Here is an 18,771-nt window from a genome sequence, read left to right as displayed (position 1 = left end):
AGTGGTGTCTAATAGATATGAACCTTTTAGATAAAATATATGAAATAATAATTAGTAAGGATAAAATGAAAGCTACTATCGTTCAGCATCAAAAATTTGAAGGAGATATTGAATTCCTCCTTGAAGAGCTCCGTGCTTGGGTAAAAGGAAAGGGGGTTGTTTTTGGAATAAAGGAGAACGGTTTACAAACGATTATTCAAAATCATTTGCAGTTAACTTCTCCACTAGTTATTGCTGAAGGAAGAAAAGGGGTTAATGGGAGTAATGCATATTTAAAAGCAATGCCATTTGTTGGTATGGAAGAAACTAACGAAATTGATATAGAAAGAGATACAGTCGATTTAAAGAGTGTGATTACTATTCCTTCTGTTAGTCAAGGCCAAACGGTTGGAAAAAAAGTAGAGGCAACAGCTGGTCGACCAGGAATGAATGTTATAGGTGAACTAATCCCAGCGAAACCAGGGAAGGATTTTATCTTAAGACCAGGAAAAAACACAGCTGTTTCAAAAGACAAACTATCCTTAATAGCCCAAGTGGATGGACAACCATGTATCGATAAAAGAACTATTCATGTCTATCCTGGATATGAAGTTTATGGCGATCTTGATATGAAAACTGGGAATATAGATTTTATAGGGAATGTCACAATTCGTGGAAATGTCCCATCAGGATTTGAAGTTAAAGCTAAAGGAGACATTCGAGTTCAAGGTACGGTTGAATCAGCAACATTAGTATCTGAAGGTTCAATATATGTTGGGGCAGGCATAGCTGGTCAAGGAAAGGGCATCGTGAAGGCTAATAAAGATATATTTTCGACTTTTATTAATCAAGGTAATGTTGAAGCAGGGGGGAACCTCCATGTTCATCAATCTATTTTACATAGTAATTGTCATGCTAGTGGGAGTATCTACTGTAATAAAGGAAAAGGAAATATTGTTGGTGGGCAGCTTTCTGCAGGGAGTATGATCATCGCAAAAGAAGTAGGAAACTCTATGCATACTCCTACTGAATTAATTATTGGAGTCCACCAACAAATACTAAAGAAAATACCAGAAACTAAGCAAGAGTTAAAAAAAGCAAAAGATGATCTAGAAAAGCTTCGTAAATTACTGCATGCATTTGACTTAAAAGAAAAACAGGGACTAGTTCTCCAAGCCAATGAACGAATACTTAAATTACGTGTAAAAAATACACTCATACAAACAGAAGAGAAAAAAGTAGCCGCTGAAGAAGAGCTAAGGGATATGAGCGAAGAGATAGAACAAAGTCATTCGGGTATTGTAAAGGTCGAACGTCAACTCCTACCAAATGTAACATTAACTTTTGGTAAGTATAGAAGGAAGATTAGTGTCAAGCACCAAAATGTAAAGGTAGCTATCATTGAAAGTGAAATTAAGATCAGCCCATTATGATGAAGAAACCGTATTAAATGGAGAATGATGAAAGATGAGCTTAAAGCCTATTGAAATGCAAGGTTCGTTTCCTCGCTCTCAAACTGCTGGGAAAATTCAAGAACAGTTACAACAGCGTAATCAAGTTGGACAAGATATTATTGCGGCTGAGAACCAGAAAGAAGAAGATCACAAAAGAAAGCAAGTTAACAAAGCGGATTCTTCGGATCCTAGTAAGCTAGAACCAGATAAAGAAAATGAAAAACAAAATCAACAACATAAAAGAAAGCATAAATCGAAAAAACAAGCAGAGAAAGCTGTAGAACACCCATACAAAGGGAAATATATAGACTACTCAGGCTAAGGAGTATATCATGGTTCAATTTTTAATAACTACTAGTCTCGTATTACATTTGCTTACTTTTTTATGGATTGTTACTTTGTTACAAAAAATAAATAATCAACAAGCTCCCCAAATTGATGAAGAGAAAATTAAGCGTGAAATAGAAGATTTGCTTGTAGCATATACGGCTGAAATAAAGGAAGAAAATGAACGAGTATTAGAACAAATAAAATTATCTAAACAAAAAGCTTCTCAAGCTATAATAGAAAACAAACAACCGTTTCTTAACAGAAAAGATGCTGTGGTATTTAAGACAGAAGAACAATCGATACCTTCTAATACACATACAGTATATGGAGGTTATGTACCGCCAGAAATAAAATCAGATGAAACAGATATGTATGTGCAGTCCACTACTGCTCAAGTTCTTTCGTTATCCAAACAAGGACTTTCCACTGATGAAATTGCAAAAAAATTAAACCTTGGAAAAGGTGAAGTGGAATTGATGATAAAATTTTATCAATAAATGTTTGACGACTCTTGCTATTACATTCTCATTGTGGTATATTAATCCACGGTGTTAATCACACACGCATTCTAATTTAAGTGAGGGTGCTGAATATAATTTCAGTCTTACTTAAAGATGAGGATTGCGGAGGAAAACAAAAACCATTGGAGGAGGTGTTTGATGTGGCAGTAATTTCAATGAAACAATTACTAGAGGCTGGGGTACACTTCGGTCACCAAACTCGCCGTTGGAACCCAAAAATGTCTCGCTACATCTTCACAGAACGTAACGGAATTTACATCATCGATTTACAAAAGACTGTTAAAAAGGTTGAGGAAGCTTACAATTTCGTAAGAGACCTAGCAGCAGACGGAGGAAAAGTTTTATTTGTTGGTACAAAGAAGCAAGCTCAAGATTCTGTTAAAGAAGAAGCAGAGCGTTGTGGAATGTACTACATCAACCAACGTTGGTTAGGTGGAACATTAACAAACTTTTCTACAATCCAAAAGCGTGTTGGACGTTTAAAAGAGCTTGAAAGAATGCAAGAAGATGGAACGTTTGAAGTACTTCCTAAGAAAGAAGTTATTCTTCTTAAGAAGGAAATGGACCGTCTAGAAAAGTTCTTAGGTGGAATTAAAGACATGAAAGGTGTTCCTGATGCACTTTTCATCATTGACCCACGTAAAGAGCGTATTGCTATCGCAGAAGCTCACAAATTAAACATTCCTGTTGTTGCTATTGTAGATACAAACTGTGATCCAGATGAGATTGATTATGTTATCCCAGGTAACGATGATGCAATTCGTGCCGTAAAACTTCTTACTGGTAAGATGGCTGATGCGATTATCGAAGCTACTTCAGCTGCTGGTAATGAAAGTGCTGAGCAAGAAGAAGTAGAAGAAACTGTTTAATTTCATTTGCTCTTCAAAGGGTGGTAAAGGGGTTTGCCCTTTATCACCTTTTTTAAAAAAGAAAAGTAAGAATTAAAGGGTTACTTTTCTTGAAAATGGACATGCATATAAGTATTGGCCAGTTCAAAAAGGACAATATCAATACGGTTTCGTTTTTTGAACGATGACTATATATGCAAATATTACATATAACCATAAGGAGGAATTGATGATGGCAATTACTGCTAGCATGGTAAAAGAATTACGTGAAAAAACAGGTGCAGGGATGATGGACTGCAAAAAAGCATTAGTAGAAACTAATGGTGATATGGAAAAGGCAATTGACTTCCTTCGTGAAAAAGGTATTGCTAAAGCTGCTAAGAAAGCTGATCGTATCGCTGCAGAAGGTCTAGCATACGTTGCTACTGAAGGAAACAAAGCTGTAATCGTTGAAATTAACTCTGAAACAGACTTTGTTGCAAAAAACGAGAACTTTAAAAACTTAGTTGCAGAGCTAGCTAAACAAGTCCTAGCTAACAACCCTGCAAGTGTAGAGGAAGCTTTATCTCAACAAATGAACGGTGAAACTGTTGAAGCTTATATCAATAGCCAAATCGCTAAAATTGGAGAGAAAATTTCACTTCGTCGCTTTGAAATCGTAGAAAAAGCAGACTCTGCGGTATTTGGTTCTTATTTACATATGGGAGGACGTATCGGGGTTCTTACAGTACTTGACGGAACAACTGATGAAGACTTGGCGAAAGATGTTGCTATGCACATCGCAGCAATTAAACCAGTTTACGTTTCTCGTGATGAAGTTCCTGCTGAAGAAGTAAATCGTGAGCGTGAAGTATTAAAACAACAAGCATTAAACGAAGGTAAGCCAGAAAACATCGTTGAAAAAATGGTTGAAGGTCGTTTAAGTAAATATTTTGAAGACGTATGTTTACTAGACCAACCATTTGTTAAAGATAGTGACCATAAAGTAGGGAAGTATGTAGCAAACAAAGGTGCATCTGTTCAAACATTCATTCGCTATGAAGTTGGTGAAGGTATGGAAAAACGTGATGACAACTTCGCAGAAGAAGTAATGTCTCAGGTGAAGAAATAATTTATTTAACTAGGTAGGGAGCACACTGTGTTCCCTATTTTGCAAAAAAGGCATAAATGTAATAGGTGGACGTATTTGTCGCTAATGGAGGTAAACATGAGCAAATATAATCGCGTAGTCCTTAAACTAAGTGGCGAAGCATTAGCTGGTGACTTAGGATACGGAATAGACCCAGCAGTCATCCATTCAATTGCAACTCAAGTTAAGGATATCGTAGAACTAGATGTTGAAGTAGCTGTAGTTGTAGGTGGAGGAAATATCTGGCGTGGAATGGCAGGTAGTGCAAAAGGAATGGACCGTGCAACTGCTGACTACATGGGAATGTTAGCAACAGTAATGAATTCTCTTGCTCTTCAAGATAGTCTTGAAACAATTGGAGTACAAACGCGTGTTCAAACATCAATCGAAATGAGACAAGTGGCAGAGCCTTACATTCGTCGTAAAGCTATTCGTCACTTAGAGAAAAAACGTGTAGTCATTTTTGCTGCTGGAACTGGAAATCCTTATTTCTCAACTGATACTACTGCTGCTTTAAGAGCTGCTGAAATTGAAGCGGAAGTAATTCTTATGGCAAAAAATAAAGTAGATGGTGTTTACAGTGCAGACCCAGCTGTTGATCCATCAGCTAAGAAGTACCAATCTATTACGTACTTAGATTTATTAAAAGAAGGATTAGCTGTGATGGACTCTACAGCTTCATCTCTATGTATGGATAATGATATTCCATTAATAGTCTTTTCGATTATAGAAGAAGGAAATATTAAACGAGCTGTTTTAGGAGAACAAATTGGAACAGTTGTAAGGGGGAGCTAAAATGTCAAAAGAACTAATGCAAGATGCACAAGGACGAATGAAAAAAGCGCTAGAAGCACTTAATCGTGAATTAGCAACTTTACGTGCAGGTCGTGCGAATCCGAGCTTGCTTGAAAAAGTAACAGTAGAATACTACGGTGCACCAACGCCACTTAATCAGTTAGCGACAATTTCTGTACCAGAAGCAAGAATGCTAGTTATTCAACCGTTTGACAAAACTGTTATTGGGGACATTGAGAAAGCAATCTTAAAGTCAGATTTAGGTCTAACTCCTTCAAATGATGGTACAATCATCCGTATTACAATTCCAGCTTTAACAGAAGAGCGTCGTAAAGATCTTGTAAAGCTCGTTAAGAAATATGCTGAAGAAGGAAAAGTGGCAGTTCGTAATATCCGTCGTGATATAAATGACGATTTAAAGAAGCTACAAAAGGATGGAGAGTTAACAGAGGATGACCTCCGTCGTTCAACTGATGAGGTTCAAAAATTAACTGACAAGCACATTGCTGACATCGATCAAATTGCTTCAAATAAAGAAAAAGAAATCATGGAAGTATAAGTGATTTCACGGTACAATAGAATAATGTAAATAGACCCTCTACGTACAGGGGGTTTTTTTACACTGTTTTATTGAATTTCATTAATATCGTTAAAATTTGTATTATAGCTAATCCATATGGCAAAAATGGATGGTGTTGTTTTGGAGGGCTAGAAATGCTTGAGAAATTTAAAAAGTTGAAATCATCTAATGAAATGGATAGACCCTCACTTGAAGTGGACTTAGAAAATATTCCAAGTCATGTTGCCATCATTATGGATGGAAACGGTCGATGGGCTAAAAATAAAGGGTTACCGCGAGTAGCAGGCCATCGTGAAGGTATGAAAGTTGTTAATAAGATTGTTAGTAGGGCGAGTCGTCTAGGTGTAAAGGTCTTAACACTCTATGCGTTTTCTACAGAGAACTGGAAAAGACCTAAACCAGAGGTTGACTTTTTAATGAAATTGCCTGAACGTTTTCTCAGTAAGGAGTTACCTAAGCTTAAAGAAGAAAATGTAAGAGTACGATTAATGGGGTGTCCAGATGAGCTGCCAGCTCATACTCTTCGTGCTGTAGAGACTGCAATAGATGAAACGAAGGATAATACAGGACTAATACTTAACTTCGCTTTAAACTATGGCAGTAGGGTAGAAATTGTTAAAGCGATTCGGGCTTTAGCAACAGAAGTTCAAGAAGGCAAGTTATCTCCTGAGGAAATAACAGAACAGCAATTTGAACAGCATTTAATGACGGACGACTTGAATGATCCTGACTTATTAATCCGTACGAGTGGCGAACTGCGCTTAAGTAATTTTATGCTTTGGCAACTTGCTTATAGTGAATTTTGGTTCACAGATGTTCTTTGGCCAGATTTTACAGAGGAACATTTTGAGGAAGCAATCCGTGTTTATCAAAAAAGAGGACGAAGATACGGCGGCGTATAGAAAGGAGGAAGGATCTTGAAACAACGAATTATTACAGCGGTCATTGCAGCTTCATTTTTTATCCCAATTACTATCGTTGGTAGCTGGCCGTTTACGTTTACAATTATGCTTGTTGCTTCTATAGCAATGGTTGAGTTATTAAAGATGAAAAAAATTCCTCCTTTCTCATTTATAGGCCTCGTTAGTTTAATCCTTATGTGGATTTTGCTCGTACCTACAAATTGGTTAGACCTGACACTTCTTTCCCATGTCACAAAAGTAGAGATCTTTGTCTTCATGATTTTAATATTGTTGATGACTACAGTCATTACGAAGAATAAATATACGTTTGATGAGGTCGGGTTTATCATTCTATCGTCTGTATATGTCGGGTTCGGATTTCACTATTTAATCATGACTCGTTTAGTTGCAGAAAATGGACTAGCACTCGTATTCTTTGTTTTATTTATTATTTGGTCTACAGATTCAGGAGCCTATTTTGTCGGACGAAAGTTAGGGAAAAGAAAGCTCTGGCCAGATATTAGTCCTAAGAAGACGATTGAAGGATCATTAGGTGGCATAATATGTGCTTTTGTGGTTGGTTTTGTCTTTCAACTCATATTCCCAATCTTTGATACGTATATTATCTTAGGGCTTGTCATATTAGTTGCATCTATCTTTGGTCAAATGGGTGATTTAGTAGAGTCTGCGTTAAAGCGTCACTATGCTGTTAAAGACTCGGGGAATGTTCTTCCAGGCCACGGCGGAATATTAGACCGTTTTGATAGTCTTATTTATGTCATGCCTATTCTACATCTGCTACAATTAATATAAAATGTGTTTTGTTGTAAAGGGTGAAAGTCATTGAAAAAAATTAGCTTATTAGGTGCTACTGGTTCTATTGGCACACAGACGTTGGATATTATTAATCAACACCCTGATCGCTTTGAACTTGTTGCAATGTCAATTGGTAAAAATGTGAAGCTAGGATTAGAGCTCGTTCAAAAATTTAAACCAAAGTTCTTATCCGTTCTAACAAAGGAAGTTTATGATGAGATTAAACATGAGCTTCCTAAAGAAGTAAAAATGAGCTACGGTATAGAAGGTTTAGTTGAAGTAGCTACGTTTTCAGAGGCTGATATACTAGTTAATGCAGTAATTGGAAGTGTTGGATTGGGGCCGACTCTTGCAGCTATAGAAGCTAAGAAAACAATTGCTATAGCTAATAAAGAAACATTAGTTACAGCAGGTCATATTGTTACACAAAAAGCAAAACAGTATGGTGTTTCTCTTCTTCCTGTTGATAGTGAACATTCTGCTATTTTTCAATGTCTCCAGGGTGGGCAACAAAGTAAAATAAGTAAATTAATTGTTACAGCATCAGGTGGAAGTTTTAGAGAGAAGCGTAGAGATGAACTAGTCAATGTTACTGTAGAAGATGCTTTAAATCATCCGAATTGGACTATGGGTGCAAAGATTACAATTGATTCAGCTACAATGATGAATAAAGGATTAGAAGTAATTGAAGCACATTGGCTTTTTGACATGCCATATGATCAAATTGAAGTTCTTTTACATAAGGAAAGTATTATTCACTCAATGATAGAGTATATTGACGGAAGTGTAATTGCTCAACTAGGGACTCCAGATATGAGAGTACCGATACAATATGCACTAAGCTATCCTGAAAGGCTTGATTTCAAGAAACAAGAACGGTTAAACTTATGTGAAGTAGGCAAATTACATTTTGATAAACCTGACTTTGAGCGTTACCGCTGTTTGAAATTTGCCTATGAAGCTGGTCGTATCGGTGGAACAATGCCTACAGTTTTGAACGCAGCGAATGAAGTTGCAGTAGCTGCGTTTCTTGATAAACAAATCTCGTTCTTACAAATTGAGGATTATATTGAACAAGCATTAGAAAGTCATCAACAAGTTAATGAACCTTCGTTAGAAACTATTATAGAAGTGGACCAACAGACTAGAAGGTTTGTTCACTCACTCATGTCATAAAGGTGGGGATACGTTCATGAATACTTTAATAGCCATTATTATCATCTTCGGTTTACTCGTGTTTATCCATGAATGGGGACACTTGTATTTTGCAAAACGGGCAGGGATATTATGCCGTGAGTTTGCTATTGGGTTTGGGCCTAAACTATTCTCTTTTAAAAAAGATGAAACCCTTTATACGATCCGCTTGTTACCATTAGGTGGCTTCGTTCGTATGGCAGGCGAAGACCCAGAATTAATTCAAATAAAACCAGGATATGAAATTGGCTTAGTTTTTAACAGAAGAAATAAAGTATCAGAGATGATTGTAAACAATAAATCGAAACATCCAGAAGCAAAAATTGTGACTGTTGAACGTGTCGATTTGGAAAAAGATTTACTTATTGAAGCATATGTTGATGGGGAACTTGTTTCATTCCCAGTAGATGAAAAAGCAAATATTATTTACGATGAGGAACCTACACAAATTGCACCATTAGACCGTCAATTCGGTTCCAAAACGATTCCTCAACGCGCACTTGCTATCTTTGCAGGTCCGATGATGAATTTTGTATTAGCCTTTTTAATTTTAACAGCCTTTGCATTATTGGCTGGGATGCCTGTAGATGAATCTAGGATTGGAATGGTATCATCTGAAGGGGCTGCAGCAGAAGCAGAACTAATAGAGAATGATCGAATACTAGCTATCAATGGTCAGCCACTTGAAACGTGGGAGGACTTAACTACAGTTATTCAAAAACATCCAAATCAAGATTTGGTTTTTGAAGTAGAGCGGGATGGCCAAGTGTTTGAAGCTATCGTCACCCCACAAGAACGTCAAGGTCCTACTGGTGAGCCGGAAGGGTTTATAGGGGTTGGACAATCAACTACATTTACTGTATTAGGGTCAATTAAATATGGAGTAACAGAAACATATGTTTTTGCAAAATTAATTTTTGAAGCGCTCGGTATGTTAGTGACTGGTCAATTCTCATTAGACCAACTAGCTGGGCCTGTAGGAATTTATAATTATACAGGTCAAGCGGCGGAGATGGGAATTTTAGTTCTTATGAAATGGGCAGCCATATTAAGTGTTAACCTTGGTATAATTAATTTACTTCCACTTCCAGCACTTGATGGAGGTAGATTAATGTTTATTGGGGTTGAAGCAGTTCGTGGAAAGCCAATAGATCCGCAAAAAGAAGGTTTGGTTCACTTCATTGGTTTTGCATTATTAATGTTATTAATGCTAGTAGTAACCTGGAACGATATTAACAAATTCTTTTTATAAGGCTGACCATCTGGCTAATCTACTTCAAAAAGCTTCATACTAAAAGCGTGAAGAACCAAGCTTATGCTTGGTTAACGTTCCAGTAGCAAAAAAACAAATCTATAAGAAAAGAATTTTTTATAAAAATTAATCTCAAAAAGAGGGGAAAAGAGCCGAGAATTTCTAATCGCAAACCTTAGAATAGTGTTGACATTGATTAACACAAATTCAGGCGTACGAAGAGGTGCAACAGCTCTTTTCAGACTTTTTGAATTCACTTATAAGTGTTGAAGGAAGGGACAAACAAAATGAAACAAAGTTCATACTTCATTCCAACGATGCGAGATGTACCTGCTGATGCGGAGATAGCTAGTCATCAGCTCATGCTTCGTGCTGGTATGATCCGTCAAACAGCATCTGGGATTTATAGTTATTTACCTTTAGGAAAGCGTGTATTAAAGAAAGTAGAAGAAATTATTCGTGAGGAAATGGATGCTTCAGGAGCTATTGAAGTATTGATGCCAGCTATTCAACCTGCAGAACTATGGGAAGAGTCAGGTCGATTAGGGGATTATGGTCCAGAACTTATGCGTCTAAAAGATCGTCACGATCGTGATTTTGTACTCGGTGCCACTCATGAGGAAGTGATTACGAGTTTAGTTCGTGATGACGTAAAATCTTATAAAAAATTACCTTTAAACCTTTATCAAATTCAAACAAAATACCGTGATGAGCGTAGACCTCGATTTGGAGTCTTACGCTCCCGAGAATTTCTAATGAAGGATGCCTATTCATTCGATACATCTAAAGAAGGTTTAGATGTAAGCTATGAAAAAATGTATGATGCATACACAAGAATTTTTAAGCGTTGTGGTCTTGAGTTTCGTGCTGTTGAAGCTGACAGTGGTGCTATTGGGGGTACAGATACCCATGAATTTATGGTGCTAACGGAGATTGGAGAAGACACAATTGCCTACTCTGACCAATCGGACTTTGCAGCTAATATTGAGATTGCTCCTGTTCAAGTTGAATACACTAAAAGCTCTGAACAAGAAGAAAACCTTGAAAAAATAGAAACACCTAAGGTTAGAACAATTGAGGAGTTAGAAAACTTTTTCAGTCAGTCTGCTGATCGTATGATTAAGGCAATTTTATTTATGGTAAATGAAGAGCCCGTAGTCGTGCTAGTCCGTGGAGACCATGAAGTTAATGAAATAAAAGTTAAAAACCTTTTTGAAAAAGGTACTGTTGTACTTGCTACACCAGAACAAGCGAAACAATTACTTAACTGCGAGACGGGTTATATAGGTCCGATCGGTTTACCTACTGATGTAAAAGTGGTTGCAGATATAGCAGTTCAGTATGTGGTTAATGGTATTTGCGGTGCCAATGAAGTAGATCATCACTATAAGAACGTAAATCCTGATCGCGACTTTTCAGTCTCAACCTATACAGACCTTCGTTTAATACAAGAAGGGGACCCATCTCCTGATGGAAATGGAACAATTCTGTTTGCGAAAGGTATTGAAGTAGGACATGTCTTCAAGCTAGGAACAAAGTACAGTGAAGCATTGGGTGCTAGCTTCTTAGATGATCAAGGGAAGACACAACCGATGATCATGGGTTGTTATGGAATAGGCGTTTCTAGAACTGTAGCTGCCATTGTTGAGCAAAGTAACGATGAAAATGGACTAGTATGGCCGACTACGGTAGCGCCATTTGATATTCATCTTATTGCAATTAATGTTAAAGATGAAGCGCAAGTTCAACTTGCGGACAAGCTTTATGATGAATTAAGAAATAGTCGTTATGACGTCCTTTATGACGAGCGTCCTGAAAGAGCAGGGGTAAAATTCAAAGATTCTGATTTAATTGGTTTACCAATTCGAATTGGGGTAGGTAAAAAAGCAGCAGAAGGTGTAGTAGAAGTAAAAGTACGTAAAACAGGGGAAATGTTTGAAGTATCTGTAGAAGAGATTTATGAAAAATTAGTTGAAATACAAAATAAGCTTTAATATATAAAGGACATTAGCTGAGGCTAACTCAGAAGTGGCTGCATAACTCGACTAGTAATGACGAGTAAGGTGGACTCACTTTGCATTTGAGTTAGCCTCATTACCATTTTGCAAAAATAGAGGAGAAGGAGGAGTCTTATGAATAATCAGGAACAACAAACACGACAAGAACGATTTCAGTTACTCCTTCAGCAGATGCTAATACCAGAGGAAATGGTTCAACAATACTTTCAAAGTGGACAAATACTAAAGCTAACCATTCATAAAGAAAGAAAAGCATGGCATTTTCAATTTCAGTTAGATTCGGTATTACCAGCCAATGTTTACATGGCATTCTCTGAGAGAATTGTTCAGTCATTTCAACATATTGCAGCGGTTACGTTTTCCATTCAATACAACAATGTAAACTTCAATGATGCAATGCTAGCCGATTATTGGAAAGTAATTGTTGCGCAATTGAAATCAGTTTCTAATGGCTTTATTCCATTACTAGAAAGTCAAATACCAAAACTAAATAATCGTCAATTGATTATCCAAGCTAGAAATGAAGCTGAGAAAGAAGCATTGCTTCGAAAATTGGTCGATCCATTAAAAGAAACTTGCCTATCTTTAGGGTTACCTTCATTTCAATTAGAAGCAGAAGTGAAAGAATCTGTAGAAGAAATGAATAAATTTAAAGAGCAACGTGCAAAAGAAGATCACTCTAAAGTCATTGAAGCAATGATAGAGAAGAAAAAAATGGAAAAAGAAGTAGGCTCCAAAGCTGCCCAATCTTCACTTGTTATCGGATATCAGATTAAAGATGAGCCGAGGCCGATTCGAGAGATTGTTGATGAAGAACGCAAGATTGCGGTACAAGGTTATGTATTTGACACAGACCTTCGAGAATTACGTTCAGGTCGAACTCTCCTTACTTTCAAAATTACAGACTACACAGATTCAATCATAGTTAAAATCTTTTCAAGAGATAAAGAAGATGTACCTTTGCTTCAAAGCATTAAAAAGGGAATGTGGTTAAAAGTACAGGGCATGGTTCAAAATGATACATTTGTTCGAGATTTAGTTATGATTGCAAAAGATATTAATCAAGTTAAACCAATCGAACGTTTAGATACTGCACCAGAGGATGAAAAACGTGTTGAATTACATGCCCATACGACAATGAGTCAAATGGATGGGATGGTTAGTGCTGGTAGATATGTAGAACAAGCAGCAAAGTGGGGACATAAAGCTATTGCTATTACGGATCATGCTGTTGTTCAATCCTTCCCAGAAGCGTATTCCGCGGGGAAAAAACATGGAATTAAGGTTCTTTATGGATTAGAAGCCAATGTAGTTGATGATGGAGTTCCGATTGCATATAATGAAGCACCACGTCCTTTACTAGACGATACCTATGTTGTTTTTGATGTCGAGACGACTGGTTTATCTGCTGTATATAACACAATTATTGAATTAGCTGCCGTTAAGATAAAGAACGGTGAAATCATAGATCGATTTGAATCGTTTGCCGATCCCCATGAACCTCTTACCAAAATTATTATTGATCTAACAGGTATTACTGATGATATGGTAAAAGGGGCTCCTGAGGTTGATGATGTCCTTCGGGATTTTCATGAGTTTTGTGAAGATGCGATCCTTGTTGCGCACAATGCAAGTTTTGATATGGGATTTTTAAATGTAGGATATAGAAAAATCGGGCTAGGAGATGCAACAAACCCTGTAATTGATACGCTTGAATTAGCAAGATTTTTATATCCAGAAATGAAAAATCATCGGTTGAATACACTTTGTAAAAAGTTTGATATTGAACTTGTAAGTCACCACAGAGCCATTTATGATGCGGAAGCGACAGGATTTTTACTATGGAAAATGGTTAAAGATGCAAATGAAAAAGGGTTAGAGTCCCATGATCAATTAAATCAGAATATGGGTAAAGGAGAATTCTACAGACAAAGACCTTTCCATTGTATGATTATTGCTCAGAACCAAGAAGGGCTAAAAAACTTATATGAGCTTGTTTCAATTTCTCATGTGAATTATTTTTTCCGTACTCCTCGTATACCGAGATCGGAATTACAAAAGCGACGAAAAGGCCTGTTAATTGGGGCATCTGGATGCGATATGGGTGAAGTTTTCGAGGCGATGATGCAAAAGTCACCAGATGAGGTTGAAGAGATCGCGAAGTTTTACGACTATCTAGAAATACAACCACCATCTAACTTTCCACAATTGCTAGAAAGAGAGATCGTCAAAAGTGAGGCTCATCTAGAAATAGTCATTCGTAATATCGTTAAATTAGGTCAGAAGTTAGAGAAGCCTGTCGTTGCAACGGGTAATGCCCATTATATTGACGAAAATGATGCGATATACCGGAAAATATTAATCGGCTCTCAAGGTGGGGCCAATCCATTGAACAGGAACTCTTTACCTTTAGTGCATTTTAGAACAACCAATGAAATGTTAGATTGCTTCTCCTTTTTAGGTGATGAAACAGCAATGGAAGTCGTTGTTACGAACCCCAATAAACTGTCTGAAAGCATTGATACGATTCATCCGATCCCAGACGATTTATATACACCCAATATCGAAGGGGCTGACGAAGAAGTTCGACAAATGAGTTACGATCGAGCTAGGAGTATCTATGGAGAAGAATTACCAGAAATTGTTGAAGCACGTCTAGAAAAAGAACTAAAAAGTATTATAGGGCATGGTTTTGCGGTTATTTACTTAATCTCTCATAAACTTGTTAAAAAATCATTAATCGACGGATATCTAGTTGGCTCGAGGGGGTCCGTAGGTTCGTCGCTTGTTGCAACGATGACAGAGATTACTGAAGTAAACCCTCTTCCGCCACATTATGTTTGTCCGAGCTGTCATCATTCGCACTTTTTCGATGATGGTTCTGTAGGATCAGGCTATGACTTACCAGATAAAGACTGCACAGAATGTGGGACTAAGTATGTAAAAGATGGACAAGATATCCCGTTTGAAACGTTCCTTGGTTTTAAAGGGGATAAAGTTCCCGATATCGATTTAAACTTTTCAGGTGAATACCAGCCACGAGCTCATAATTACACGAAAGTATTATTCGGTGAAGACAATGTTTATCGTGCAGGTACGATTGGTACTGTAGCTGAAAAAACGGCATATGGCTACGTTAAAGGGTATCAGAATGACCATAATTTACAAATACGTTCTGCAGAAATTGACCGTCTAGTCTCGGGATGTACAGGTGTAAAAAGAACAACAGGGCAGCATCCAGGTGGAATTATTGTTGTACCTGATTATATGAATATTCATGATTTCTGTCCGATCCAATACCCAGCTGATGATAAAACATCAGAATGGAAAACGACTCATTTCGACTTCCATTCTATTCACGATAATTTGCTAAAATTGGATATACTTGGACACGACGATCCGACAGTAATTAGGATGCTACAAGATTTAAGTGGTATTGACCCTAAAACGATACCTACAGATGATAAGGAAGTAATGAAAATTTTCTCTGGGCCTGAAGTTTTAGGAGTGACAGAAGAACAAATTATGTGTAAAACTGGGACACTAGGTATTCCTGAATTTGGAACGAGATTTGTTAGGCAGATGCTCGAAGAAACCAAACCTAGTACTTTTTCGGAACTGGTCCAAATCTCGGGATTATCACATGGAACTGATGTATGGTTAAATAATGCTAACGAGTTAATCTATAGTGGTACGTGTGAACTGAAAGATGTAATTGGTTGTCGTGATGATATTATGGTGTATTTAATATACGCCGGTCTAGAACCATCTTTAGCATTTAAAATTATGGAGTCGGTTCGTAAAGGTAAAGGGCTACAAGAAGAGTGGATTGAAGAAATGAAAAAGAATAATGTTCCTGATTGGTATATTGGATCTTGTCTAAAAATCAAATATATGTTCCCAAAAGCCCATGCTGCAGCTTATGTATTAATGGCCGTTCGGATTGCATACTTCAAAGTTCATTTTCCACTTTTATATTATGCAGCATATTTTACTGTCAGGGCAGATGACTTTGATTTGGATACGATGGTTAAAGGACCTACAAGTATTCGGGCAAAAATAGAGGAGATCAATGCCAAAGGTTTAGATGCAGCTCCGAAAGAAAAAAGTTTATTAACAGTCCTTGAATTAGCACTTGAAATGTGTGAACGTGGGTTTTCGTTTCAAAAAGTCGATTTATATCGATCAAGTGCAACAGAATTTATTATTGATGGGGATACACTATTACCACCATTTAATGCCTTAAACGGTGTAGGAACAAACGCTGCTATAAACATTGTTCGTGCTAGGGGTGAAAGAGAATTCCTATCGATTGAAGACTTACAGCAACGTAGTAAATCAACGAAAACTGTGATTGAACATTTACAAGATCACGGTTGTCTAGAAGGATTGCCAGAGTCGAATCAGCTATCACTTTTCTAACGTAGTCCACTGTCCCCTTCTGTTGCAATTAAGGAAAGATTATGATATTGTTTTTATGGCAATACTTAGAATAGGAAGAGAGAAGAGTGGGGAAACCCACTCTTTCTTATTCCTCCTTAAAAGTAAGGGAAGTAAAAATGAAAAACTGGATATGCAATAAAGGAGGAGCCTATGAGCAAGAAGGTTACGGATATTACGGAAGAGTTAGTTTCACCTATTGTAGACGAACTTGGTTTAGAATTAGTCGATATAGAGTTCAAAAAAGAAGGGAAAAACTGGTTTTTACGAGTTTTTATAGATTCAGAAAATGGTGTTGATATAGAAGACTGCGGGACTGTGAGTGAGCGTCTAAGTGAAAAGCTAGATGCATTAGATCCAATACAACAAGCATATTTTCTTGAAGTTTCTTCTCCAGGAGCAGAAAGACCTTTGAAAAAGGAAAAGGATATTCAGAAAGCTGTTGGTAAGAACGTTCATGTTACTACATACGAGCCGATTGATGGTGAAAAAGCATTTGAAGGTAAGTTATTAGATTTTGATGGATCAGACTTAAAAATTGAAATCAAAATAAAAACTCGCAAAAAAGAAATTGTAATTCCTTATACTAAAGTTGCAAGCGCTAGATTAGCGATCATTTTTTAAGAGGTTTTGTTCTAAACCGTGATAAACGTTTTTTTACACTTAAACGCATAGCCTTGACGCTAATTCAGACTAAATAATACAAACCTTAAAGTGAAATTTTTTTTATCTCATGTAAGGTTTTTAAATTGAAAGGGGGAAAGAATTCCATGAATAGTGATTTTATGGAAGCACTATCTACTTTAGAAAAAGAAAAAGGTATTAGTAAAGAAGTTATATTAGAAGCAATCGAAGCCGCGTTAATTTCGGGTTATAAACGAAATTTTAACCAAGCGCAAAATGTTCGTGTTGATATTAACCGTGAATCAGGTGATATTCGAGTCTTTGCACGAAAAACAGTTGTTGAAGAAGTTTTTGATTCGAGGTTAGAAATTTCTCAAGATGCTGCAAAAGAGTTAAATCCAAATTTTGAAGTCGATGATGTTGTTGAAATAGAGGTAACTCCGAAAAACTTCGGACGTATTGCAGCGCAAACAGCTAAACAAGTTGTTACACAACGTGTCCGTGAAGCAGAGCGTGGTATTATTTATTCTGATTTTATCGATCGTGAAGAAGATATCATTACGGGAATTGTTCAACGACAGGATAGTCGTTTTATCTATGTAGACTTAGGTAAAGTTGAAGCGATATTACCAGTTAATGAGCAAATGCCTAATGAAAATTATCGCCACAACGATAGAATTAAAGCATTCATTACGAAGGTTGAAAAAACAACTAAAGGTCCTCAAATTATGATTTCACGTACACACCCAGGTCTTTTAAAGCGTTTATTTGAACTAGAGGTACCTGAAATTTATGATGGAACGGTTGAAATTAAATCAGTTGCTCGTGAAGCAGGTGATCGCTCCAAGATAGCTGTACATGCTGAAAACCCAGAAGTAGATCCTGTAGGGGCATGTGTTGGGCCTAAAGGTCAACGTGTTCAAACTATTGTCAATGAACTAAAAGGTGAGAAAATTGATATTGTACGTTGGTCTGAAGATCCAATTGAGTATGTTGCAAATGCGCTAAGTCCTTCCAAAGTTGTTCAAGTACAAGTGAATGAAGAAGAGAAGATGACTCGTGTCATAGTTCCTGATTACCAACTATCTCTAGCAATTGGGAAACGTGGACAAAATGCTCGCTTAGCAGCAAAATTAACAGGTTGGAAAATTGATATTAAGAGTGAATCGGAAGCTGAGGAGTTAGGATTATTACAGCCTGTTGAAGAGACACAAACCTTTGATCTAGAAGAAGCAGAAACAGTTGAAGAACCAGAACTAGATGGAATGGTAGAAGAGGAAGAAATCGAATTAGATAAGTAAGGGAGATGGAGCCAATGAAGCAACGTAAAGTTCCACTTCGTAAATGTATCGTTACCAACGAGATGAAGCCCAAAAAGGAACTGATTCGAGTTGTTCGTTCTCCAGAAGGAGAAGTAGTCATTGATCAGACAGGGAAAAAAAATGGTCGAGGTGCTTACATATCTAATGGGAAAGAATATTTTGAAATAGCTAAGAAAAAAGATATTTTTTCAAAGCACCTTAACGTAAAAGTAAGTGAAGATATTTATGATCAACTAATTGAACAGGTTGGGAAATGATGAACGAGAACAAATGGTTATCTCTTTTAGGGCTTGCAGCAAGAGCAAGAAAAATCGTTTCAGGTGAAGAACTAGTTATTAAGGAAGTTCGAAGAAATCAGGTTCATCTTGTCATCGTTTCTTTGGATGCATCAGAGGCAACGTCAAAGAAATTAAATGATAAATGTACTTATTATAATACACCTATTCGAATTATTGGAACGAGAGAATTACTTGGTCAAGCTATTGGGAAGAGAGAGAGAGTCGTATTAGGTGTTATCGACCAAGGTTTTGCGAAGAAGTTGATCTCACTTATCGATCAATAAAGGTG

The 18,771-nt window shown here is 37.0% G+C and carries 17 protein-coding genes; all 17 read left to right on the top strand.

Annotated elements, in window-relative coordinates:
- Positions 1 to 17 precede the first annotated feature (17 nt).
- The 17 genes from GKP30_RS03420 to GKP30_RS03340 all read left to right on the top strand — a co-directional run bounded on the left by GKP30_RS03420 (position 18) and on the right by GKP30_RS03340 (position 18,766).
- Positions 18 to 1,412, top strand: a complete 1,395-nt coding sequence (locus GKP30_RS03420; RefSeq protein ID WP_216827964.1) for a DUF342 domain-containing protein — start codon at positions 18 to 20, stop codon at positions 1,410 to 1,412.
- A 34-nt stretch (positions 1,413 to 1,446) separates the two neighbouring features.
- The gene (locus GKP30_RS03415) at positions 1,447 to 1,755 is read left to right on the top strand and encodes a hypothetical protein (protein ID WP_216827963.1); all 309 of its coding nucleotides are present in this window, start codon (positions 1,447 to 1,449) and stop codon (positions 1,753 to 1,755) included.
- A gap of 10 nt (positions 1,756 to 1,765) precedes the next feature.
- Positions 1,766 to 2,260: a DUF6115 domain-containing protein gene (locus GKP30_RS03410; protein ID WP_216827962.1), complete on the top strand. Its 495-nt coding sequence runs from the start codon at positions 1,766 to 1,768 to the stop codon at positions 2,258 to 2,260.
- Between the two features lie 164 nt (positions 2,261 to 2,424).
- Positions 2,425 to 3,153 (top strand): 30S ribosomal protein S2, encoded by a 729-nt coding sequence (gene rpsB, locus GKP30_RS03405; RefSeq protein WP_216827961.1) that lies wholly within the window; start codon positions 2,425 to 2,427, stop codon positions 3,151 to 3,153.
- 211 nt (positions 3,154 to 3,364) lie between these two features.
- On the top strand, positions 3,365 to 4,243 hold the full coding sequence (tsf, locus tag GKP30_RS03400) for a translation elongation factor Ts (protein WP_216828094.1): 879 nt from the start codon (positions 3,365 to 3,367) through the stop codon (positions 4,241 to 4,243).
- A gap of 96 nt (positions 4,244 to 4,339) precedes the next feature.
- Positions 4,340 to 5,056: a UMP kinase gene (gene pyrH, locus GKP30_RS03395; protein WP_407928579.1), complete on the top strand. Its 717-nt coding sequence runs from the start codon at positions 4,340 to 4,342 to the stop codon at positions 5,054 to 5,056.
- A 1-nt stretch (position 5,057) separates the two neighbouring features.
- Positions 5,058 to 5,615, top strand: a complete 558-nt coding sequence (frr, locus tag GKP30_RS03390) for a ribosome recycling factor (protein ID WP_216827960.1) — start codon at positions 5,058 to 5,060, stop codon at positions 5,613 to 5,615.
- A gap of 155 nt (positions 5,616 to 5,770) precedes the next feature.
- Positions 5,771 to 6,538, top strand: a complete 768-nt coding sequence (locus tag GKP30_RS03385) for an isoprenyl transferase (protein WP_216827959.1) — start codon at positions 5,771 to 5,773, stop codon at positions 6,536 to 6,538.
- Between the two features lie 15 nt (positions 6,539 to 6,553).
- On the top strand, positions 6,554 to 7,351 hold the full coding sequence (locus tag GKP30_RS03380) for a phosphatidate cytidylyltransferase (RefSeq protein ID WP_216827958.1): 798 nt from the start codon (positions 6,554 to 6,556) through the stop codon (positions 7,349 to 7,351).
- Between the two features lie 30 nt (positions 7,352 to 7,381).
- The gene (locus tag GKP30_RS03375; RefSeq protein ID WP_216827957.1) at positions 7,382 to 8,530 is read left to right on the top strand and encodes a 1-deoxy-D-xylulose-5-phosphate reductoisomerase; all 1,149 of its coding nucleotides are present in this window, start codon (positions 7,382 to 7,384) and stop codon (positions 8,528 to 8,530) included.
- 16 nt (positions 8,531 to 8,546) lie between these two features.
- Complete coding sequence (gene rseP, locus GKP30_RS03370) at positions 8,547 to 9,800, top strand: RIP metalloprotease RseP (RefSeq protein WP_216827956.1); 1,254 nt, start codon at positions 8,547 to 8,549, stop codon at positions 9,798 to 9,800.
- A 287-nt stretch (positions 9,801 to 10,087) separates the two neighbouring features.
- Positions 10,088 to 11,794 (top strand): proline--tRNA ligase, encoded by a 1,707-nt coding sequence (locus tag GKP30_RS03365; RefSeq protein ID WP_216827955.1) that lies wholly within the window; start codon positions 10,088 to 10,090, stop codon positions 11,792 to 11,794.
- Positions 11,795 to 11,932: 138 nt separating this feature from the next.
- Positions 11,933 to 16,240 carry a PolC-type DNA polymerase III gene (locus tag GKP30_RS03360; protein ID WP_216827954.1) on the top strand — a complete coding sequence of 1,436 codons (4,308 nt, stop codon included), beginning with the start codon at positions 11,933 to 11,935 and terminating at the stop codon, positions 16,238 to 16,240.
- Between the two features lie 171 nt (positions 16,241 to 16,411).
- Positions 16,412 to 16,882, top strand: coding sequence for a ribosome maturation factor RimP (rimP, locus tag GKP30_RS03355; RefSeq protein WP_216827953.1), 471 nt, complete (start codon positions 16,412 to 16,414; stop codon positions 16,880 to 16,882).
- Between the two features lie 146 nt (positions 16,883 to 17,028).
- Positions 17,029 to 18,183 (top strand): transcription termination factor NusA, encoded by a 1,155-nt coding sequence (nusA, locus tag GKP30_RS03350; protein WP_216827952.1) that lies wholly within the window; start codon positions 17,029 to 17,031, stop codon positions 18,181 to 18,183.
- Between the two features lie 14 nt (positions 18,184 to 18,197).
- Complete coding sequence (gene rnpM / locus GKP30_RS03345) at positions 18,198 to 18,461, top strand: RNase P modulator RnpM (protein ID WP_216827951.1); 264 nt, start codon at positions 18,198 to 18,200, stop codon at positions 18,459 to 18,461.
- Complete coding sequence (locus GKP30_RS03340; RefSeq protein WP_216827950.1) at positions 18,461 to 18,766, top strand: YlxQ family RNA-binding protein; 306 nt, start codon at positions 18,461 to 18,463, stop codon at positions 18,764 to 18,766. The genes rnpM and GKP30_RS03340 overlap by 1 nt, the downstream gene beginning before the upstream one ends.
- Positions 18,767 to 18,771: the final 5 nt, after the last annotated feature.

Origin of the sequence: Alkalihalobacterium elongatum, from assembly GCF_019024285.1 — a bacterium.
GTDB lineage: Bacteria > Bacillota > Bacilli > Bacillales > Bacillaceae_F > Alkalihalobacterium > Alkalihalobacterium elongatum.
The sequence above is the reverse complement of the archived record's forward strand: the minus strand, read 5'-3'. Positions and strand labels throughout refer to the sequence as shown.